At 65.1% G+C, this 19,161-nt stretch carries 21 protein-coding genes; 11 read left to right on the top strand and 10 right to left on the bottom strand.

Features of this window, described 5'->3' with window-relative positions; all coding sequences use genetic code 11:
• Positions 1–16 precede the first annotated feature (16 nt).
• Complete coding sequence (locus J1C56_RS21095; RefSeq protein WP_214392028.1) at positions 17–466, bottom strand: baeRF12 domain-containing protein; 450 nt, start codon at positions 464–466, stop codon at positions 17–19.
• Between the two features lie 419 nt (positions 467–885).
• On the opposite strand from J1C56_RS21095, the gene cysG reads away from it, so the two are divergent.
• Genes cysG through J1C56_RS21120 form a run of 5 tightly spaced genes read left to right on the top strand, consistent with a single transcriptional unit; the run spans position 886 to position 5,615 of the window.
• Positions 886–2,337 carry a siroheme synthase CysG gene (gene cysG / locus J1C56_RS21100; protein WP_214392029.1) on the top strand — a complete coding sequence of 484 codons (1,452 nt, stop codon included), beginning with the start codon at positions 886–888 and terminating at the stop codon, positions 2,335–2,337.
• A complete protein-coding gene (locus J1C56_RS21105; RefSeq protein WP_214392030.1) occupies positions 2,334–2,639 on the top strand; it encodes a DUF2849 domain-containing protein in 306 nt (101 codons plus the stop codon). Before cysG ends, J1C56_RS21105 begins: the two co-directional genes overlap by 4 nt.
• 20 nt (positions 2,640–2,659) lie before the next feature.
• Positions 2,660–4,330: a nitrite/sulfite reductase gene (locus J1C56_RS21110; RefSeq protein ID WP_214392031.1), complete on the top strand. Its 1,671-nt coding sequence runs from the start codon at positions 2,660–2,662 to the stop codon at positions 4,328–4,330.
• The gene (locus tag J1C56_RS21115) at positions 4,305–5,063 is read left to right on the top strand and encodes a phosphoadenylyl-sulfate reductase (protein ID WP_214392032.1); all 759 of its coding nucleotides are present in this window, start codon (positions 4,305–4,307) and stop codon (positions 5,061–5,063) included. The genes J1C56_RS21110 and J1C56_RS21115 overlap by 26 nt, the downstream gene beginning before the upstream one ends.
• Positions 5,064–5,075: 12 nt before the next feature.
• The gene (locus tag J1C56_RS21120) at positions 5,076–5,615 is read left to right on the top strand and encodes a DUF934 domain-containing protein (RefSeq protein ID WP_214392033.1); all 540 of its coding nucleotides are present in this window, start codon (positions 5,076–5,078) and stop codon (positions 5,613–5,615) included.
• Between the two features lie 37 nt (positions 5,616–5,652).
• On the opposite strand, the gene J1C56_RS21125 is transcribed toward J1C56_RS21120, so the two are convergent.
• A complete protein-coding gene (locus J1C56_RS21125) occupies positions 5,653–5,883 on the bottom strand; it encodes a hypothetical protein (RefSeq protein ID WP_246591689.1) in 231 nt (76 codons plus the stop codon).
• Between the two features lie 235 nt (positions 5,884–6,118).
• On the opposite strand from J1C56_RS21125, the gene grpE reads away from it, so the two are divergent.
• From grpE to J1C56_RS21140, 3 genes are all read left to right on the top strand, one after another.
• Positions 6,119–6,751 (top strand): nucleotide exchange factor GrpE, encoded by a 633-nt coding sequence (gene grpE / locus J1C56_RS21130; protein ID WP_214392034.1) that lies wholly within the window; start codon positions 6,119–6,121, stop codon positions 6,749–6,751.
• A 113-nt stretch (positions 6,752–6,864) separates the two neighbouring features.
• Entirely contained in the window at positions 6,865–7,497 is a 633-nt protein-coding gene (locus J1C56_RS21135) for a trimeric intracellular cation channel family protein (RefSeq protein WP_214392035.1), read from the top strand.
• A 69-nt stretch (positions 7,498–7,566) separates the two neighbouring features.
• On the top strand, positions 7,567–8,877 hold the full coding sequence (locus J1C56_RS21140; RefSeq protein ID WP_214392036.1) for an NAD(P)/FAD-dependent oxidoreductase: 1,311 nt from the start codon (positions 7,567–7,569) through the stop codon (positions 8,875–8,877).
• A gap of 112 nt (positions 8,878–8,989) precedes the next feature.
• On the opposite strand, the gene J1C56_RS21145 is transcribed toward J1C56_RS21140, so the two are convergent.
• The 7 genes from J1C56_RS21145 to J1C56_RS21175 form a co-directional block, all read right to left on the bottom strand.
• Positions 8,990–9,343: an MmcQ/YjbR family DNA-binding protein gene (locus J1C56_RS21145; RefSeq protein ID WP_338001480.1), complete on the bottom strand. Its 354-nt coding sequence runs from the start codon at positions 9,341–9,343 to the stop codon at positions 8,990–8,992.
• Positions 9,344–9,347: 4 nt separating this feature from the next.
• On the bottom strand, positions 9,348–10,229 hold the full coding sequence (gene olsB / locus J1C56_RS21150; RefSeq protein ID WP_214392038.1) for a l-ornithine N(alpha)-acyltransferase: 882 nt from the start codon (positions 10,227–10,229) through the stop codon (positions 9,348–9,350).
• Positions 10,230–10,379: 150 nt separating this feature from the next.
• On the bottom strand, positions 10,380–12,665 hold the full coding sequence (locus J1C56_RS21155; protein WP_214392039.1) for a PAS domain-containing hybrid sensor histidine kinase/response regulator: 2,286 nt from the start codon (positions 12,663–12,665) through the stop codon (positions 10,380–10,382).
• Between the two features lie 103 nt (positions 12,666–12,768).
• Complete coding sequence (locus J1C56_RS21160) at positions 12,769–13,476, bottom strand: SH3 domain-containing protein (RefSeq protein WP_214392040.1); 708 nt, start codon at positions 13,474–13,476, stop codon at positions 12,769–12,771.
• A gap of 329 nt (positions 13,477–13,805) precedes the next feature.
• Positions 13,806–14,297 (bottom strand): signal peptidase II, encoded by a 492-nt coding sequence (gene lspA, locus J1C56_RS21165; RefSeq protein WP_214392041.1) that lies wholly within the window; start codon positions 14,295–14,297, stop codon positions 13,806–13,808.
• Between the two features lie 9 nt (positions 14,298–14,306).
• A complete protein-coding gene (locus J1C56_RS21170; protein WP_214392042.1) occupies positions 14,307–15,143 on the bottom strand; it encodes a TrmH family RNA methyltransferase in 837 nt (278 codons plus the stop codon).
• Positions 15,140–16,249 carry an RsmD family RNA methyltransferase gene (locus J1C56_RS21175; RefSeq protein ID WP_214392043.1) on the bottom strand — a complete coding sequence of 370 codons (1,110 nt, stop codon included), beginning with the start codon at positions 16,247–16,249 and terminating at the stop codon, positions 15,140–15,142. Before J1C56_RS21175 ends, J1C56_RS21170 begins: the two co-directional genes overlap by 4 nt.
• 343 nt (positions 16,250–16,592) lie before the next feature.
• Here J1C56_RS21175 and J1C56_RS21180 point away from each other — a divergent pair, with 343 nt between their 5' ends.
• The 3 genes from J1C56_RS21180 (at position 16,593) to J1C56_RS21190 (ending at position 18,080) form a co-directional block, all read left to right on the top strand.
• A complete protein-coding gene (locus J1C56_RS21180; RefSeq protein ID WP_214392044.1) occupies positions 16,593–17,285 on the top strand; it encodes a helix-turn-helix transcriptional regulator in 693 nt (230 codons plus the stop codon).
• Positions 17,286–17,352: 67 nt separating this feature from the next.
• Complete coding sequence (locus J1C56_RS21185; protein ID WP_214392045.1) at positions 17,353–17,739, top strand: VOC family protein; 387 nt, start codon at positions 17,353–17,355, stop codon at positions 17,737–17,739.
• A complete protein-coding gene (locus tag J1C56_RS21190) occupies positions 17,736–18,080 on the top strand; it encodes an EVE domain-containing protein (RefSeq protein WP_338001481.1) in 345 nt (114 codons plus the stop codon). The genes J1C56_RS21185 and J1C56_RS21190 overlap by 4 nt, the downstream gene beginning before the upstream one ends.
• 85 nt (positions 18,081–18,165) lie before the next feature.
• Here J1C56_RS21190 and lhpI read toward each other — a convergent pair whose 3' ends face one another.
• A complete protein-coding gene (gene lhpI / locus J1C56_RS21195) occupies positions 18,166–19,131 on the bottom strand; it encodes a bifunctional Delta(1)-pyrroline-2-carboxylate/Delta(1)-piperideine-2-carboxylate reductase (RefSeq protein ID WP_214392046.1) in 966 nt (321 codons plus the stop codon).
• Between the last annotated feature and the right edge of the window lie 30 nt (positions 19,132–19,161).

A 19,161-nucleotide genomic window follows, 5' to 3' on the forward strand; every position in this document is an offset into this window, starting at 1 on the left:
GACCCGTTGCGCGGGATCAGGCCGCCATCAGGATTGCCTCGATGTCGGCGACGCTGTGGTTGGTCAGTGTCTTGGCCATTTCGGCCGAGACACGCTCGTCGACTTCCTTGTGCAGCTTCTTGCGCAACTCACCGAGTACCAGTGGCGGCGCGACCAGGATGATCTCGCGGAAATCGCCGGCATGGGCGAATTTGTAGAGCCGCGCGGCGATCTCGTCGGCGAAGCGTTCCTTGGCGACGCGGTGCCAGTCGGTGTCGTCGACGGCGCTCCTATGGATCGAGGGGCCGTCGCTGTAGCGGCCGGGACGATCGCTGCCCTGTTCGCGCGTCGGCGGGTTGTCCTGCTCCATCTCGCGCACGACTTCGAGGTTCGGATATTTGGTGTCGCCCTTGTTCTTCAGGAACAGCGCCTTCTCGCCATCGGCTACCAGCACCCAGATCCCGTGCTTCAGATTGATGTGCGTCATGTCGTGCTCCTTTGCTGCCAGCCCTTTTGGGGAGCGTCGGGCGTCGGTGGATGTTCCGGATCTACGGCAAATCCGGCTTGGAGCGCTCTCCGGCTTAATTCTACTAAGTTAGTAGAAATTAGGAAAAACGCGCCCGGGCCGATTTGCGTCCCGTCGCGCTCCGGCGGCACAGCTGGCGTACAGCAACAGTGGCAAACACCGGCGATTTCAAGGGCTGCGGGCGCCAAGCCGGCACCTCGTCGTCATGGCCGCAGGCGCTGCCCCGAAACATGCTCGCCGGCCTGAGGTGGAATAATTTTCTCTTGGCGCATCGGGCCGGGCAAAAGCGATTGCCTCCCCTGTCGGCGCGCGCGAGTGCATTTCTTCTGCGGCGCAGCAATGGCGGCTAGAAATGATGGGTATCCGGAACCTGTCGCGTCATGACCCAAGCCGCCGCCAAGCTCAACGCATTCCCGATCTTTCTCAAGGTCGAAGGCGAAGCCGTGGTCATCGTCGGCGGTGGCGACGAGGCGCTGGCCAAGGCTCGCCTGCTGGCTCAGTCGAGTGCCGAAATCCGCATCATCGCCGACAATGTCGAGCCGCATCTGCGCGACTGGATCGCCGCCAATGGCGCAACCCGCATCCACGCCGCCTACGACGCGTCGCTGATCGAGCGGGCCGTGATGGTGTTCGCCGCGACCGGCGACGAGGCGCTCGATCGCCGCATATCTCGCGACGCGCGCGCGTTGGGCATCCCGGTCAACGCTGTCGACCGTCCCGAGCTCTGCGATTTCTTCACCCCGGCGCTGGTCAACCGTGCGCCGGTTGCCATTGCCATTGGCACGGAGGGAGCAGGGCCGGTTCTTGCCCAGATGATCCGCGCCCGTGTCGACCGCATGCTGTCGCCGCAGCTCGGCGCGCTGGCAACGCTTGGCGCCAGCTTCCGCGACGCTGTGGAACGGCTGCTGCCCAGGGGCAACATCCGCCGCGGCTTCTGGCGCGAGTTCTTCGAAGGTGCGCCGGCACGTGCGCTCGACAACGGCCAGCTTGCCGAAGCGCATGACGCGGCGACCGAACTGCTGCTGCGGCAGGGCGCGATCAAGGGTCATGTCGCGCTCGTCGGTGCCGGCCCTGGCGCCGAGGATCTGCTCACCCTGCGCGCTCACCGCCTGCTGATGGAAGCCGACGTCATCGTCCATGACGCGCTGGTTCCCGAGGCAGTGATCTCGATGGGCCGCCGGGATGCCGAGCGGTTGCCGGTCGGCAAGCGCAAGGGCTGCCATTCCAAGACGCAATCCGAGATCAACGACCTGCTCGTCGAATTGGCGCAAGCCGGCAAGCGCGTGGTGCGCCTCAAGTCGGGCGACCCGCTGGTGTTCGGCCGTGCCGGCGAGGAAATGCAGGCGATGCGCGATGCCGGCGTCTCCTACGAGGTCGTGCCGGGCGTGACCTCCGCCTTCGCCGCCGCTGCCGATTTCGAGCTGCCGCTGACGCTGCGCGGCGTTACCTCCTCGATGGTGTTCACGACAGGCCACGACCTCAAGGGCGGCTCGCTGCCCGACTGGGCCAAGCTCGCCATTTCAGGTGCAACCGTCGCCGTCTACATGGGCCGCTCGGTCGCCGCCGACGTCGCCGGCCGCCTGATCGACGCCGGGCTGTCGCCCGATACAGCGGTGGCCGTCGTCGAGAATGCCAGCCTGAAGAACCGCCGTCGCTTTCACGGGACGCTCGCCGACCTGCCGTCGCTGGAAGCGCGCAGCGATCTCGACGGTCCGGTCATGACCATCATCGGCGACGCTGTCGCCGGCGCCAATTTTGAACTTTCCGAGCCGCTCGCGGCACACAGGCACGAACAGGCCGCCGCAGCGGTGCTCGAAGGAAGCAGGGCATGAAGATCCTTACCGCCAACCGGCTGACCGACGGCGAGGCTGTATGGTTCGCGGCCGACGGCAGCTGGGCCGAGACCATCGATGTCGCCGAGACCGTTGGCGACAAGGCCGGAGAAGCCCGCCTCGAGGCGATCGGCAAGGCCGCCTATGACAATAACGAAGTTGTGGACGTCAATCTCATCGACGTCAGCGTCGTCAACGGCGCGATCCAGCCGCTCAGGCTGCGCGAAGTGATCCGCGCCGCTGGTCCCAGCAATCGACTCGACCTTGGCAAGCAGGCCCGGCCCGCCGCCGGCGCCGCCTGAACACAGACCGGAAGACGACCATGTACCGTTACGACGAGTTCGACCATGATTTTGTGAAGGCCCGCGTCGCCGATTTCAGCGACCAGGTCGAGCGTCGCCTTGCCGGCGAGATCACCGAGGACCAGTTCCGGCCGCTGCGCCTGATGAACGGCGTCTACCTCCAGCTGCACGCCTATATGCTGCGTATCGCCGTGCCCTATGGCACGCTGAGCTCGAAGCAGATGCGCATGCTCGGCCACATCGCCCGCAAGTACGATAAGGGCTATGGCCACTTCACCACGCGCCAGAACATCCAGTTCAACTGGCCGGCTCTGTCCGACATCCCGGCGATCCTCGCCGACCTCGCCTCGGTCGAGATGCACGCCATCCAGACCTCGGGCAACTGCATCCGCAATGTCACCGCCGATCATTTCGCCGGTGCCGCCGCCGACGAGGTTGCCGATCCGCGTCCCTATGCCGAGATCCTGCGCCAGTGGTCGTCAGTGCATCCGGAGTTCTCGTACCTGCCGCGCAAGTTCAAGATCGCGGTGACCGGTGCCGAGCGCGACCGCGCCGCCATCCAGACCCACGACATCGGCCTGCACCTGAAGAAGAACGAAAAGGGCGAGCTCGGCTTCGCCGTCTATATCGGCGGCGGCCAGGGCCGCACGCCGATGGTCGCCAAGAAGATCCGCGACTTCCTGCCCGAACAGCACCTGCTGTCCTACACCACCGCGATCCTGCGCGTGTACAATCTGCACGGCCGCCGCGACAACAAGTACAAGGCGCGCATCAAGATCCTGGTTCACGAGACCGGCGTCGACGAGATCATCCGCCAGGTCGAGCATGAGTGGCAGGCGCTGAAGGACGGCGAGCTCAAGCTGCCCGAGGCCGATGTCGCCGCGATCCAGTCCTACTTCGCACCACCGGCGCTGACGGCGCGGCCCGAGGGCGACGAGGCGATCAAGCTGGCACGGCTCGATTCCAAGAGCTTCGGCGACTGGGTCGACCAGAACGTCTTCACCCATGGCAACCCCGACTATGCTGCTGTCACGATCTCGCTCAAGGGCATCGGAGAAGTACCGGGCGACGCCACCGACAGCCAGATGCACGCGGTTGCCGACATCGCCGAGAAGTTCGGCTTCGACGAAATCCGCGTCAGCCACGAGCAGAACCTGATCCTGCCGCATGTCGCTCGCGCCGACCTCAAGGCGGTCTACGACGCGCTGGTGGCGATCGACCTGGCCACCGCCAACTCCAACCTGATCAGCGACATCATTGCTTGCCCGGGCCTCGATTACTGCGCCCTGGCAAATGCCCGTTCGATCCCGGTGGCGCAGGAAATCTCGAGGCGCTTTGCCTCGCTCGAGCGCCAGCGCGACATCGGCGAGCTGAAGCTGAAGATTTCAGGCTGCATCAACGCCTGCGGCCACCACCATGTCGGCCACATCGGCATCCTCGGCGTCGAGAAGAAGGGCGCGGAACTCTACCAGGTCACGCTTGGCGGCTCGGCCGACGAGCACACCACGGTCGGCGAGATCATCGGCCGCGGCTTCGGTCCGGAAGAGATCACCGACGCCATCGAGACGATCGTCGAGACCTATCTCGGCATCCGGCTCGACCGTTCGGAAAAGTTCCTCGACGCCTATCGTCGCGTCGGCCCAGCGCCGTTCAAGGAGGCGCTTTATGCTAGCGAAGCCAAGGCAGCCTGACGCCGAGACCGAAGCGCAGGTCCTCGCCGAGGCCGCGGCGCTCGACGCGCTCTACGGGCATTTGACGCCGGTCGAGATCATCGCGCGCGCCGCAACCGAGCGCTTTGCCGGCGAGATCGCGGTCGTATCGTCCTTCGGGGCGGATTCGGCCGTCCTGCTGCACATGATCGCTGAAGTCGACAGCAAGCTGCCGGTGATCTTTCTCGACACCGGCAAGCATTTCGGTGAGACGCTCGATTACCGCGACGCGCTCGCCGCCGATTTCGGCCTGACCGACATCCGTGTCATCGCCCCTGATGAGGCGGCGCTGGCCCGGATCGATCCGACAGGCAACCTGCACCAGACCAGCACCGACGCCTGCTGCGACGTGCGCAAGGTCGAGCCGATGGCGCGTGGCGTCGAGCCGTTCCGGGCCTGGTTCACCGGCCGCAAGCGCTTCCAGGCCGCCACCCGCGCGGCTCTGCCGGTGTTCGAGCAGGTCGGCCCGCGCTTCCGCATCAATCCGCTGGCGCGCTGGACCACGTCCGACCTTGCCGACTACATGCGCAAGCATGCGTTGCGCGAGAACCCGTTGGTGGCATACGGTTATCTGTCGATCGGCTGCTTTCCATGCACGCAGATCGTCAAGCCGGGCGAGGACGCGCGTAGCGGACGCTGGGCCGGACAGGCCAAGACCGAGTGCGGCATCCATCTCTCCGGCCTCGAACAGTCGCTGACCGACGCATCACTTTAGGAATTCTTTTTCATGACCGAAGCGACACCGGCGCCGCGCCTTTGGACCCCCGAGGGCTTTCGGGACGATGGCTGGACCCATGCCGAGGATAAGAGTGCGTTGGCCGGCAACAGCCGGGTCATCCTGCCACTCCATGCTTTCTTGGAACTCACGGCCGACCAGCGCGAAGCGGCGAAGGAACGCCTTGGCGTGCTGCTCCAGCCCGGCGACCAGCTGGAGGAAATTTCCGACTCGCTTGACCAGCTGTCGCTGGTTGCGCTTGCCTTCCCGGCCTTCAACGATGGCCGTTCCTTCTCGAAGGCCGAGTTACTGCGCAGCCGCCATGGCTTCGAAGGTGCGGTGAGGGCGACGGGCCAGGTACTAGTCGACCAGCTGCCGCACATGCTCCGCGTTGGCTTCAACGAGTTCGAGGTGTCGCATCCGGTGCTGCTGAAGCGGCTCGAGGCGGGCGAGGTAGGTGGCTTGCCGCTGTATTATCAGCCGACGGCCAAGCCGGCCGAAGTCTCCGAGAAGGGCGCGAAGTACGCCTGGCGCCGCGCTGCCGGCAAATGAGTTGCCCTTGGCGCCCTCGACGCGGGCGGGTGGCGCGCTAGTTTGTGCTGAACATCTTGCGGAGCGGCTTGTCCTGTTCGGCGGCATCAAGCCTGTCGAGCAGGCGGCGGAGCTTCTTGGGCAGGCGGTCTTCGGCCTGGAATGCCGGCAATGCTTCCAGCACACGCAGATTGCTTTCTGTGACGAGCTCGCGCCTGATATTCGTCGCTACCTTGGCTGCGGTCTTGTTGATGCGTGTGTTGGGCATGACTGAGGGCCTGTTCTTCATGGGGAGAACTCCTGCCAGATGCAATTGGTTCCGATATCGTTCGCCCACCACGGACATGGTCCGCCTCTATGGTAAAGCTTGAATTAATATTGAATTGTTGGTGCTTGCCGAACCGCCGGCTGAGGCCACGCAGGGCGCGGCATCCCGTCCTTGCGGCCCTTGCCCCTTGATTTTTGGCACCTAAACCTCGATATCGGGCGCAAGTTAGAACGTGTCCAAACAACGGGAATTGGCGATGAGCGACCAGGCAAAAGACGAACGCACGCCCGATGAGGCGGCGGCTGCCGAGGCCCAGGCCGAAAAGATCGAGGGCAGCATCGAAGGCGACTACGAAGCCCTCGTACGCCTGCTGAAAGAAAACGAAGAGCTGAAGGACCGCGCCCTGCGCGCCGCGGCCGAGATGGAGAACCTGCGCCGCCGCACCGCGCGCGACGTGCAGGACGCCCGTACCTATTCGGCGGCGAACTTCGCCCGCGACATGCTCTCGGTCTCGGACAATCTGCGCCGGGCGATCGAGGCTGTGACGGACGAGGCCAAGGCAGCCGGTGGGGCTGGCCTGGCCAGCCTGATCGAGGGCGTCGAGGTAACCGAGCGTTCGATGCTGTCGGCGCTCGAGCGTCATGGCGTGCGCAAGCTCGATCCTCTCGGCGAAAAGTTCGACCCGAACTTCCACCAGGCGATGTTCGAAGTGCCGAGCCCGGACGTCGTGGCCAACACGGTCGTTCACGTTGCCCAGTCCGGCTACACCATTGGCGACCGCGTGCTGCGCCCGGCCATGGTCGGCATCGCCAAGGGCGGCCCCAAGCATGTCTCCGAGGCGCCGGCCGAGCCCGGCCCGGTCAACGAACAGGCTGAAAAAGACGCATGACAGTGAGTAGCGAATAGGGAGTAGCGAATAGGGATTTGAAAGATACTGTAGGTCCCAATCGACCCTGATCTTTCTTTCTTGCTATTCGCTACTCACTATTCCCTATTCGCTCCATGAACCCACTGCTCTACCTCGACTATGCCGGCGTGGCGGTGTTTGCCGCTACCGGTGCGCTTGCCGCCTCGCGCAAGGAACTCGACGTCATCGGTTTCCTGTTCCTGGCGAGCTTTACCGGCATTGGCGGCGGCACCGTTCGCGACGTCATCCTTGGCCTGCCGGTGTTCTGGGTGATCAATCCCGCCTATGTGCTGGTCTGCGCCGCGGTTGCGGTGCTTGTCTTCTTCACCGCCCACCTCGTTGAATCCCGCTACAAGCTGTTGCTCTGGCTCGACGCGCTCGGCATGTCTGCCTATGCCGCCATAGGTGCCGCCAAGGGCCTGGCCGCGACCGGCTCGCCGACGGTCGCCATTGTCATGGGGCTCTTGACGGCGACCTTCGGCGGTATCCTGCGCGATCTTCTTGCCGGCGAGCCTTCGGTCCTGCTCAAGCCTGAAATCTATGTCTCCGCGGCGATGGTGGGCGCGGGCATCTACACGCTCGCCGACATCGCGGAACTGCCGCCGGAGGTGTCGACAGTCGTCGCCTTCGTCGCGGCCTTCATGGTGCGCGGCGGGGCGCTTAAGTTTGGCTGGACCTTTCCGGCCTATCGCAGCCGTCCGGGCCGCCGCCCCGAAGACATTCCCTGAGAAACCAGGCTCTATGCCTGTCCGCGAAGCTGGTTCTACTATGCGCCGACAAAGCAGAGGACAGATTCGATGCAGCATCGCGTAGTGGTCGTGGGCGCCGGCTTCGGCGGACTGGAAGTCGTCAAAGGTCTGGCGGGTGCTGCGGTCAGCATCACCTTCATCGACCGGCGCAACCATCACCTGTTCCAGCCTCTGCTCTACCAGGTGGCGACGGCCTCGCTGGCCACGTCCGAAATCGCCTGGCCGATCCGCTCGCTGGTCTGGAACAGGCCGGAGGTGACGACCATCCTGGCCAACGTCACCGGCGTCGATGCCGAACGGCGCCACGTCCTGCTCGAACGCGGCGAGACGGTGCCTTATGACAGCCTGGTGCTGGCTACCGGTGCGCGCCACGCCTATTTCGGCCACGACGAGTGGGAACGCTATGCACTTGGCCTGAAGACGCTCGAGGACGCGACGACGATCCGGCGGCGCATCCTGGTGGCGTTCGAATGTGCCGAGCGGGAGACCGACCCGGAAAAGCAGGCGGCACTTCTGACCTTCGTCATTGTCGGCGCCGGCCCCACCGGGGTGGAGCTGGCAGGAACCATTGCCGAACTGGCGCGGGATACGCTGCCACGCGATTTCCGCAACATCGACACGGGCCGGGCGCGCGTGGTGTTGATCGAGGCCGGGCCGCGTGTCCTCGGCGGGTTCCCCGACGACCTCTCAGAATATGCCCTGCGCTCGCTGCGCAAGCTTGGCATCGAGGTCGCGCTCGGTCGCGCCGTCTCCGACTGCACCGCCGACAGCGTCACCTATGGCGATGTCAGGCTGGCGACGAAGACGATCATCTGGGCTGCCGGCGTGCGTGCGTCCCCCGCCGCCGAATGGCTTGGCGCTCCGGCCGACAAGGCGGGACGTCTCCAGGTCATGCCCGACCTGACGGTGCCCGGTCACCCCGAGATTTTCGCCGTCGGCGACACGGTGACGGTGAACGGGCCGAACGGAAAGCCGGTGCCCGGAATTGCGCCTGCTGCCAAGCAAGAGGGCAAGCATGTGGCCACCACCATCAAGGCGCGGCTGCGCGGCGATGCCGGGCCGCGACCGTTCCACTACCGCCATCAGGGCAGCCTGGCGCAGATCGGCAAGCGCCGCGCTGTCATCGATTTTGGCTGGACCAAGCTGCGCGGTGCCCTGGCGTGGTGGCTGTGGGGCATCGCCCACATCTACTTCCTCATCGGCTCGCGGGCGCGGCTCAGCGTCGCCATCAACTGGCTTTGGATCCACGCCCGCAACCAGCGCGGCGCCCGGCTGATCACCCAGGGCGAGGCGCGGATCGATGCGATCGGGGTTGCGGCCGGCGAGGAGACGGCCGGGGCGAATGGACCGCGAAAGTGACAGCCGTCTCGATCCGCATGGTCCCGGCAAAGGCGGGGTCGTCCGATTCGAATTCGACAAGCTCGACGACGCGCCGGCCCGGCACCAACTCGGCAAACCCTCGCCCTGTGGATTAATTGGCCGCTTGCCGCGCCTTGAGCAGGCTCTTTGGCGCCTGCATCAGCCAGGCGCGCTCGAGCCGCGCCCTCAGCTGGTCGGGCGGGATGTCGTGGATGCGCACCAGCACGACCGGCCAACCCTTGTAGTGGGCAGTCTCGAAATAGAGATGCGGATCGGCCTCCATCAGCATCTCCTTTTCCTCAAGCGCGCACATCACCGCCACCGTGTGGGCATCCTTGACGCGGCAGAGGAACTTCTTGCGGACATGAAGCGACGGCGTGCCGTAGGAGGTGCCCTCAACCACCTCCGCCAGTCCTTCGGCCGCTGCGCGCAGCTTGTCGAAGGCGGGCTGGAGGTCGTCGCTCACTGATCTAGGCGGCGAAGCGCTGGGTTTCGCCGCCGTAATAGTTGATGTAGCGGGCGCCGATTTCTTTGACCGGCATGACGATGAAGACGTCGGTCGTGCCGAAGTCATGGTCGATGACACAGCCATCGCCGATCTTGGCGCCGACGCGCAGGTAACCCTTGATCAGCGGTGGCATCGCGGCGATCGCGGACTTGGCGTTGACCGCTTCGATCGGCATCAGATCCATGGCGCAATAGCGCCCGTCCACCGCCCGCACGTCCCAATCCGCGCTGGTGCGGCAATGGTGGGCGAGATAGGTCAGCGCCTCGGCATGTGCCGCCGGCACAGTGCCGTGGAAAGACGCACAACCGGTCATGACGTCGATGTCGTAACGGTTCAGATAGGCCCAGATGCCTTGCCACAGCGCCTCGATGGTACGCTTGGAACGGTACTCGGGCAGCACGCAGGAGCGGCCGAGCTCAAGGAAGCGCTGGCCGGGGTGGCGGGCGATGAGCTTGTTCAGCTCGAATTCGTCGTCGGAATAGAAGCCGCCGGCTTCCGTCGCGCGCTCCTGGCGCAGCAGACGGTAAGTGCCGACGATGCGGCGATGCTCGGGCCCGTTGATCGAGGTGTCGAAGACCAGCAGGTGATCGCAGATGTCGTCGAAGCGGTCGGCGTCACGCCGCTCGATTGAATGCAGCGCCTGTTTCCTGGCGCCGAGTTCGTCGAAGAACACGCGGTAGCGCACTTCCTGGGCGGCAGCAATTTCCGACTCGTCGCGGGCGAGGCGAACCTCAAGCGTCCCGATCCGTCCGAGCGGTGTCCCTGGCAGTAAAGGTTTGGAAGGCACTGTCACCTTGGCGCCGTTGGCTTTCTGAGTGTCACTGTCCGGCAAGGCTGTATGCACGGGTGATTCTCCTTCGAGCCATCCCTCCTGGCGCGGGGATACGGTGTCGGTGCTACAGGATTGTGACAGTATCGTGATCAACCTGTCGCGGCAAGACTGGGCGGGCAAGCAACGGCGCCTAGCCGGCTAGGAAAATGGCCCCGAATTAGTTCAGGCGGCAGCGCGCTGCTCGACAAGATTGATCAGGACATCGGGGTCGAGCGGCTTGGTGACGAAGCCGCTGGCACCATGGGCGAGCACTGCGTGGCGGGTCTTTTCCTGGCTGTCGGCGGACAGCACCATGATGGGGACGGCACCGAGGCCATGTTGCTCTTCATGCCGACGGATGGCCGAAATCGCGTCCAATCCGTCCATTACGGGCATGTGCATGTCCATCAGCACGACATCATAGCGCCGCTTGCGGCTGGCGCCTGTCACCGCCTCGACGGCGGCCTTGCCGTTGTTGACGACGTCGACCCGATGCCCTGCCTTCACCAGAACGGCGCGGGCGAGCATGGCATTGATGTCGTTGTCCTCGGCGATCAGCACCGACAGGCCACGCTGGTGCGGACGATTCGCGGGCTTGGCAGCAGTGCGTCGGCTCGCCAGCTGAGGCTTGCCCTGCACGACGCCCTGATTCGCCAGCAGGACCCGCAGCAGGGTCTCGCCCCGCACGGGCCGGGCGAGGAAGGTCACATAGCCGCTGGCGCGCAGCTCGCCGAGCAGCCCGCGGTCGGTCGGCGCAATCAGCGTGACGGCTTCGCTGGCGGCGAAGCCGCTTTCGCGCAACTGCTTGAGCGTGCGGCCGTCATTTTCCTCAAGTGCAGCATCGACCAGAAGCGCGTTGCAGCCTTCGGCGAAGGCGGCGGCCTGCTCGGGCGTCACCGCAATGTCGGCCCGGCCGCCATGAGCGCGAATGGTTTCGGCGAGTGCTTCCGCCTCGGTGGTGTTTTTAGACAAGATGACGGTGCGTCGGCCAGCCAGTGCATCGGCGTCGGTCTGGGGCGTGTCGGTCGCGCCAAATGCCGGCAGCTCGAAGGCGAATTCCGAGCCTTCGCCGGGCAGGCTGTTGACAGTGATCGTGCCGCCCATCGCGGTGACCAGGCGCTTGGAGATGGCCAATCCAAGTCCAGCACCGCCATGCGAGCGTGTCGAGGTGCCGTCGGCCTGCTCGAATTCCTCGAATATGCGCTCCACGTCTTCGGCGCGCAGGCCGGGTCCGGTATCGCTCACCGTAAAGCGGATCTTGCCGGGATCATTGTCGCCGGTGCGCTCGACATTGAGCCGGACACCGCCGGCATCGGTGAATTTTATCGCGTTGCCGATCAGGTTAAGCAGCACCTGGCGGACGCGGCCAGGATCGGCCGTGATCATTTGCGGCACGTTGGGCGCGACATGGCAGCCGAGTCCGATGCCCTTGCCGAACGCGCGCGCGGCCAGCAACTCGACGACATTGTCGGCGATTTCGCGCGGCGACATCGGTTGCGGTTCGGGGTCGAAGCGGCCTGCCTCGATCTTGGAATAGTCGAGAAGATCTTCGATGAGCGCCAGAAGCGCGCTTGCGGAGGTCGAGACGGCGCCGACATAGGTGCGCTGCTCGGGCGACAGCTCGGTATCGTGCAACAGCTTGGCCATGCCCATGATGCCGTTCATCGGCGTGCGGATCTCGTGGCTTACCGTTGCCAGGAAACGCGACTTCGCCTGGCTGGCAAACTCGGCGCGCTCGCGTGCGCCGATCAGGGCCGCTTCGGCGCGCTTGCGGGCAGTGATGTCGCGGGCGATCGCCCGGTGCGAAACCACGTTGCTGGTCTTGTCGCGCACCGAAAGCTCGATCCATGAGAACCAGCGCACGACGCCTATGGAGCGGATGCCGACATCTGTCGAGCTCAGGCACTCGCCGTCGGAGAAGGCAGCGTCCGGCACCACGCCGACATCGACGCCGAGTTCCGCCAGGGTGCGGCCGGCGAGGTCTCGCGGGTCCTGGCCGATGAGTTCGGCGAATACCTTGTTGGCATAGACGATGCGGCCGTCGCGGTCGCGGTGGACGACGAGGTCGCCCAGCGCGTCGATGAGGCCGCGGAAGCGCTCTTCGCTTTCCTGCAACTCCCACATCCGGTCGGCGAGGGTCTCGATCTCGGCGCGGTTGCGGGAGGCGTTCTCGGTGATCGCTTCCGCGGCCCGCGCGCGCTCGCCCAGGCTGCGCGAAAGCAGAACCATGCCGGCAAGGCCGATGGCGAACAGGCTTGCGCTGATGAAAACAGGTGCGCCGGTCAGATGCGCAAGGCCGGCAAGCACCAGAACCGCAACGAGGATCGTGAAGTAGAGGCCGCGCGGCGGCTCCTTGGGCAATGCCGGTGCAAGCGATGGCGGCGTGATGATTCGGCGATGCGACTCGGTGTCGGCCATCGCCGCACCCCGCGTCGTCTTTTCATCAGTTGTGCCGGACTCCGTCATCATGGCGGAAGCCTAGCACCGAGAGCTTAGGGAAGATTTTGGCAGATATATCGAATTTTAGCGGTCGTTCGGTTTTCGCAGATCCGACGGCCGGGAAATACTACGATTACTGGACGTAGCTCTTGTAAACGTAGCCGCGCTTGCCGTTGAAGACAATCTCGCACCATTGGGTGCAAGAAACCAGTTCGACGGAGGTCTTGGCCGGGATCACGCCAAGCACCGCCCCACCTTTTTGCGGTTTGGCGCGCATGTTCACCGAGCGCTTGATGATGGCTTCCTTGCCACCCTGGCTGGCTTCGGCAGGCTGCGTCTCGGCTTCGATTGCCTTGACCGCAGCGGTTTCGGCGGGGTCGGTCTTGGCGTTGGTTTCAGTAAGTGCCAGCGCCGCCGTCTCGGTCGGGTCCTTGGCGATGACCTTTTCGGCGCCGGGAATGGCAGGCATGGCTTCGAGCGGCTGCGTTGCGCCCGCCTTCACCACCTGCGCCCAGCGCGGGTCGGCGGCCAGCGGCATGTCAGACGCTTCCTCGGCAACGGCGTCGGAAACGATGATCGAGCTGGCGGCGGAAGCGACGCGGCTCTTTCGTCCGGTCGGTTCGGCGATGATGGTGGTGATCTTTTCCTTGGACGGCTCGGCCTCAGCCTGCCTGGCTTCCTGCACGGTGTCGGCGGAGCTCTGGCCCATATGCGGTACGATGAAGAGGGCGGACACGGCGGTGACGCTCATCAGGGCGGTCATCGCCAATACGGCGCAGACCAGGCCGCGGTTCGGCGCGTTCTCGCGCCAGGAAGCCGGCTCGGCTTTCGTGAACATCATAGTGGAGCGCGGCTGATTCGCTGCGCCCAACCCGAAGGGCATTTTCACTAGCAACTCTCCACTCAGGCCCCAAAGCGCTCGGAATAGCGAGCTCCCCCACCTGTCGTTTCGACCCGCAAATCTACGCCGCGTAGCCGCAAGACAGTTCAGTCGGTACCTTTCGGCCCGTCCACCAAACGCACCATGATGAGCGATTGTGGCAGACCTTGGACCCGATTGCGACCTTAGTGAAAAAAATCTTAACCGCTTAGTCAAGTCTGTGGGTAAGCTGCAGATGACCTCACGCCTCTGTCACATATTGTATTGTGACTTGATCGATGCTGGTGCCCCTATTCGTCGGCGGCCTTGGGCTCGCCGCGGCCGCGCCGCCAGGCCAGGAATTCGTCGAGAACGACCAGCGCCGCACCGACCGAAATGAAGGCATCGGCGAGGTTGAAGATGGCAAACGACCACACCGGCGTGTGGAACAAGATGTAGTCGATGACGTGGCCATAGACGGTGCGGTCGATGAGGTTGCCCAGCGCACCGCCGACGATCAGCGCGAAACCGAAGCGCGAGATGATTTGTGCCGGCGTGGTCTTGATGGCCAGATAGGTGACGAAGGCGACGACGACCGCCGTCAGCGCGATCAGCCCGGTGTCGCCGACGCTGGAGAACATCGAAAAGGCGATGCCGGTGTTGTAGGTGCGGTAAAGCGCCAGGAACGGCAGCAGGTCGACCTTCTCGTGCATGACGAGATTGGCCTCGACGAGAACCTTGATCCACTGGTCGAGCGCGACGGCAAGTACAGTCACAAGCCCGTAGAATGCGGCTGGCTTCACGCAATGCTCCTAAAGCTTCAGCGCGCCGCGCCGGATTTCGAACAGCATGACGCCGGTGGCGACCGCGAGATTGAGCGAATCGGCGCGACCCGCCTGCGGGATGCGCAAAAGCTTGTCACAGGCATCAGCCAGATTGTCGGGCAGGCCCTGCTGCTCGTTGCCCATCATCAAAAGCACCGGGCGGTTGCCGAAATCGACGGAACGGTAGTCGACCGCGCCCTTGAGATGCGTGCCTGCGACGGTGCCGGCAAAATCCTTGCGCCAGCCAAGAAATGCCTCCGGACTGGCCTTGGCGACGGGTACCGCGAAGATCGAGCCCATCGTCGCCCGCACTGTCTCGAGCGAGAACGGGTCCGTCGTCTCTCCAACCAGGATCACGCCCTTGGCGCCGGCAGCGTCGATGGTGCGGATGACGGTGCCGAGATTGCCGGGATCGCGCACCCGGTCGAGCGCCACCCACACGTCATTGCCCTTCGGGCGAATGTCCTTGAGCGGCACGAAACGCTGGCTGAACACGCCGACAACCGCTTGCGGATTGTCGCGCCGGGTGATCGCCGTCAGTACTTTTTCCGAGACTTCGAGCACGTCGCCGCCCAAGGCAACGGTGCGCGCCGCGATCTTTTCGACAGCCGCGTTGCCGAGCGCCGACTTGGCGAAGATCAGCGTCTTGATCGTCCAGCCGAGATCGAGCGCGTCGATGACGAGCTTCAGCCCTTCGGCCATGAAGGCGTTCTGCTGGTCGCGGAATTTCTTCAGCGCCAGCGCCTTGATGTCCTTGACCAGCGGGTTGGCGAGGCTCGTCACTTCCTTGACGCGGCCCGGCGCCCCGGTGCGGTGTTCGCTCATTTGGCCACCCAGCGTGAAAACAGCGATGTCGACAGCGCCCGTCCCGCCGATTTCTCGCGGATGACAAGCTCGCCCGACTCGATGGTGCCGCCCATGCCGGCGAAGGTGTCGCGCATCAACGCATGGATGGCGAAGAACGAGGCACGGATCGAATAGGCGGTCAGAACCACAGCCAGCGGCTTCGGCGTCAGGATCGAGCGGCAGATGTCGGTCATGGCGGGCAGGCTCTCAAACAGCTGCCAGACCTCGCCCTTGGGGCCGCGGCCATATGCCGGCGGGTCGAACAGGATGATGTCGTAGCGGCTGCCGCGGCGCTCCTCGCGCTCGACGAATTTCATCGCGTCCTCGCAGATCCAGCGGATCGGCTTGTTGGCAAGGCCGGCCATCTCCTGGTTTTCGCGGGCCCAGCCGATCGCCTTCTTCGAGGCGTCGACATGGGTGACCTCGGCGCCGGCGCGGGCGGCGACAAGAGAGGCAAGGCCGGTGTAGCCGAACAGGTTGAGCACCTTGACCGGGCGCTTGGCGTCCACGATCAGCCGGGCCATGTGATCCCAGTGCGTCGCCTGCTCGGGGAAAACGCCGACATGGCGGAACGAGGTGAAGCGGCCCTGATAATGCAGCCCGTCATGGCGCATCGGCCAGGTTTCGCCGAGCGGCAGCTTGGGGAAGCGCCAGCGGCCGAGCCCTTCCTCGTCGGTGTCGCCGGTGAAGACGGCATCGGCGCGTTCCCATTCCTTGGCCGGAAGCGCGCGCTGCCAGATCGCCTGCCCCTCGGGCCGCACGATGCGGTAGGGGCCGTATTGTTCGAGCTTCTCGCCGTCGCCGGAGTCGAGCAGGGCATAGTCGTCGTTGGGCGCGACCTCGAGGATCAGCGGCAGGCGCTCGGCAGGAAATGCGCCTTCGCGGCGAACTAGCTTGCGCGGTTCCAACCTTGGCTCGGGCTGATGCTTCGGCTCGGACTGATGGTCCTGGCGTGGGGCAGGGCGCTGCTCCGGCTTGCGCTCCTGCTGCCGCTCGACACGGTCGCGCGTCTGGGCGGGGGCGGCTCCGCCCTTGCGGGGCGGTTGCGGGCGGCTGTCGCGGCGTTTGTCGCGCGGGTGCTTCAAGGAACGGCGTCTCCGGATAGTTGGCCGCTTTTGGCACAGGCCACCGTACACCGCAACCGGACGGGCCGTCGCGGGGGGGGCGGGGTGGTGCGAGGCCTCGATCATACGGCTAGTGAAGATACCCCCACCCCTAACCCCTCCCCACAAGGGGGAGGGGGACTTGTTAGCGCTCTCTGTTCCTGTCGCCGATACGGGTGCAGCGGAGCTTGGACGCCGCGACGGCATTCCCCTTCCCCTTGTGGGGAGGGGTTAGGGGTGGGGGTACTCTCCGCTCAAATTTTCAAACGCCTTCCGCCCTTGCGCGCCCCAGCATATCCTCTCCGCCACAACCCGCACGAGAATCATGTCGCGCTCCGAACGCCTGCTCGACCTCATCCAGATCCTGCGCCGCCATCGCCGGCCGGTCAGCGGCTTGACGCTTGCTGGCGAGTTGGACGTCTCGATCCGCACGCTCTACCGCGACATCGCCACCCTGCAGGGGCAGGGCGCGCCGATCGAGGGTGAGCCGGGCGTGGGTTATGTGCTGAAGCCCGGCTTCATGCTGCCGCCGCTGATGTTCACCGACGAGGAGATCGAGGCCATCGTGCTCGGCTCGCGCTGGGTGGCGAAACAACCCGACACCAGGCTCTCGGCAGCGGCGACCGATGCGCTGGCCAAGATCGCCGCTGTACTGCCCGACGATTTGCGCGAGGAGCTCGATGCCACTGCACTTCTGGTCGGGCCGAGTGCGGAGGCGACGCGCGAGGGCGCTGATCTCGGTATCATCCGCAAGGCGATCCGTGCCGAGCGTAAGCTGGAGATGACCTATGAGGACGCTTCGGGAGCGGGTTCGCGCCGCATCGTCTGGCCATTTGCGCTCGGCTTCTTCGACAAGGTCAGGGTGATGGTGGCGTGGTGTGAGATGCGCGAGGACTACAGGCATTTCCGCGCCGACCGCATCGCCGACCTCGCCGCCACCGACACGCGTTACCCGCGCCGCCGCGCCGTCATGCTCAAGGAATGGCGGGCGACGCTCGAAACGTCGAGGAAGCTTTGAACGCCACTGCCAGAATCTGACAGTGGTGCCGACTACGGTCCTCCTCGTCCCAACAAGGAGAACATAGATGCGCAGCCCCAACTTCATCATCCTCTATGTCGACAGCGCCGAAACCAGCGGTGCCTTCTATGCCAATCTGCTCGGCCGCCAGCCGGTCGAAGCGTCGCCGACCTTCGTCATGTTCGTGCTTGATGGCGGCTTCAAGCTCGGCCTGTGGTCGCGCCACACCGCCCAGCCGGCAGCCGCCACCGCCGGTGGCGGATCGGAGATCGTCTTTGCCCTCGACGCGCAGGATGCGGTGGACGCGACCCATGCCGAGTGGTCCGGCCGCGGGCTCAAGATTATCCAGGCGCCTACGGAGATGGATTTCGGCCGCACCTTCGTGGCACTCGACCCCGACAATCATCGCCTGCGTGTCTACTGCCTCGACGAAGCAGCGACAGCGCGGCCATGAGCACGGCCAACTGGCTCGCGGTCGCTTCTGCCGAACATGTCAGGCGCGGCCGTGCCGGTGGCTTCATGCAGGTCTGCCATGGCAAGGCAGGCCCGCTGCGCCGGATCGGCGCCGGTGATGGTGTTGTCTACTATTCGCCGTCGACGGTCATGGGTGGCAAGGACGGTCTGAAGGCCTTCGCCGCCATCGGCCGGGTGCGCGAAGGCGATCCTTACCAGCTCGACATGGGCGATGGCTTCCGGCCGTTCCGGCGCGATGTCGATTGGGTGGCGTCTCACGAGACGCCGATCGCGATGCTGCTTGGGCAGCTCGATTTCACCGCAGGCGGCAACTGGGGTTAACAGCTGCGGCTCGGGCTTTGCCAGCTCAGCGAGCATGACTTTCGCCTGATCGCGGAAGCCATGGAGGCGGAGGTTCGTCTCGAAATCAGCTCTTGAGCGCCTTGTAGACGGCAATGCCGGCGGCGAGGTCTTCAAGGGCGGCGCCCACCGACTTGAACAGGGTGATCTCGTCCGCCGACTGGCGGGCGGGCTTCTGGTCGCGGGCGAGCTCGTGCAGGTCGGCGACGATGTCTTCGGCCTTGAGCACACCTGCTGCGATCGGCTGGACGATGTCGCCGGCTTCCTTGGTGGCGCCGGCGCGGGTGTCGACATAGACGCGCGCCTTTCTGATCGCATCGTCATCGGCCTCGCGCATGCCGGGCGTGAAGCCGCCGACGAGATCGACGTGGCAGCCGGGCTTGAGCCTGGCGCCCTTGACCAGCGGGGTCGTCGAGATCGTGCCGGCGGTGATGATGTCGGCCCAGCCGAGTTCGGCATCGAGGTCGGAGACGGCAGTCGCCTCAAAACCTTCGCTGCGCAATGAAGCAGCCAGCGTTTCGGCGTTGGCGAGCGTCCGGTTCCAGACGCGGATCTGCTTGATCGGGCGAACGGCGGCATGGGCGCGCGCCAGGAACTTGCACTGCGCGCCGGCACCGATCACCAGCAGTTTGGAGGCATCCTCGCGGGCCAGATAGGAGGCGGCGAGGGCCGAAGCGCAGGCCGTACGCCACTGGGTCAGGCGCGGGCCGTCCATCAGCGCCTGCGGCTCGCCTGTGACGCCGTCAAGCAGCAGGTAGAGCCCGACGACGGCCGGCTTGGCGATGTCGTTGTTGTCGGGCGAGACGGTAACGATCTTGACGCCGATATGCCCGTCGGCGCCGGCGCCCGCAGCCTTGAAGTCGGTCCAGGCCGGCATCAAAAGCAGGGTCGAATCTGTGCCTTCGGCGCGCTCGACGGTGTGATGATGGCGCACCGGCTGCACCGCGCCCTCGCGGAAGGCCGTGCGCAGCGTCTCGACCAGTCCGGGAAAGGTCAGTGCGCGGTCGATGTCATCGGCCGAAAAATGCAGCATAAGGTTCTCCCTGAAAGGTCGTCGCGCCCG

It is taken from the genome of Aminobacter anthyllidis (assembly GCF_018555685.1).
GTDB lineage: Bacteria > Pseudomonadota > Alphaproteobacteria > Rhizobiales > Rhizobiaceae > Aminobacter > Aminobacter anthyllidis.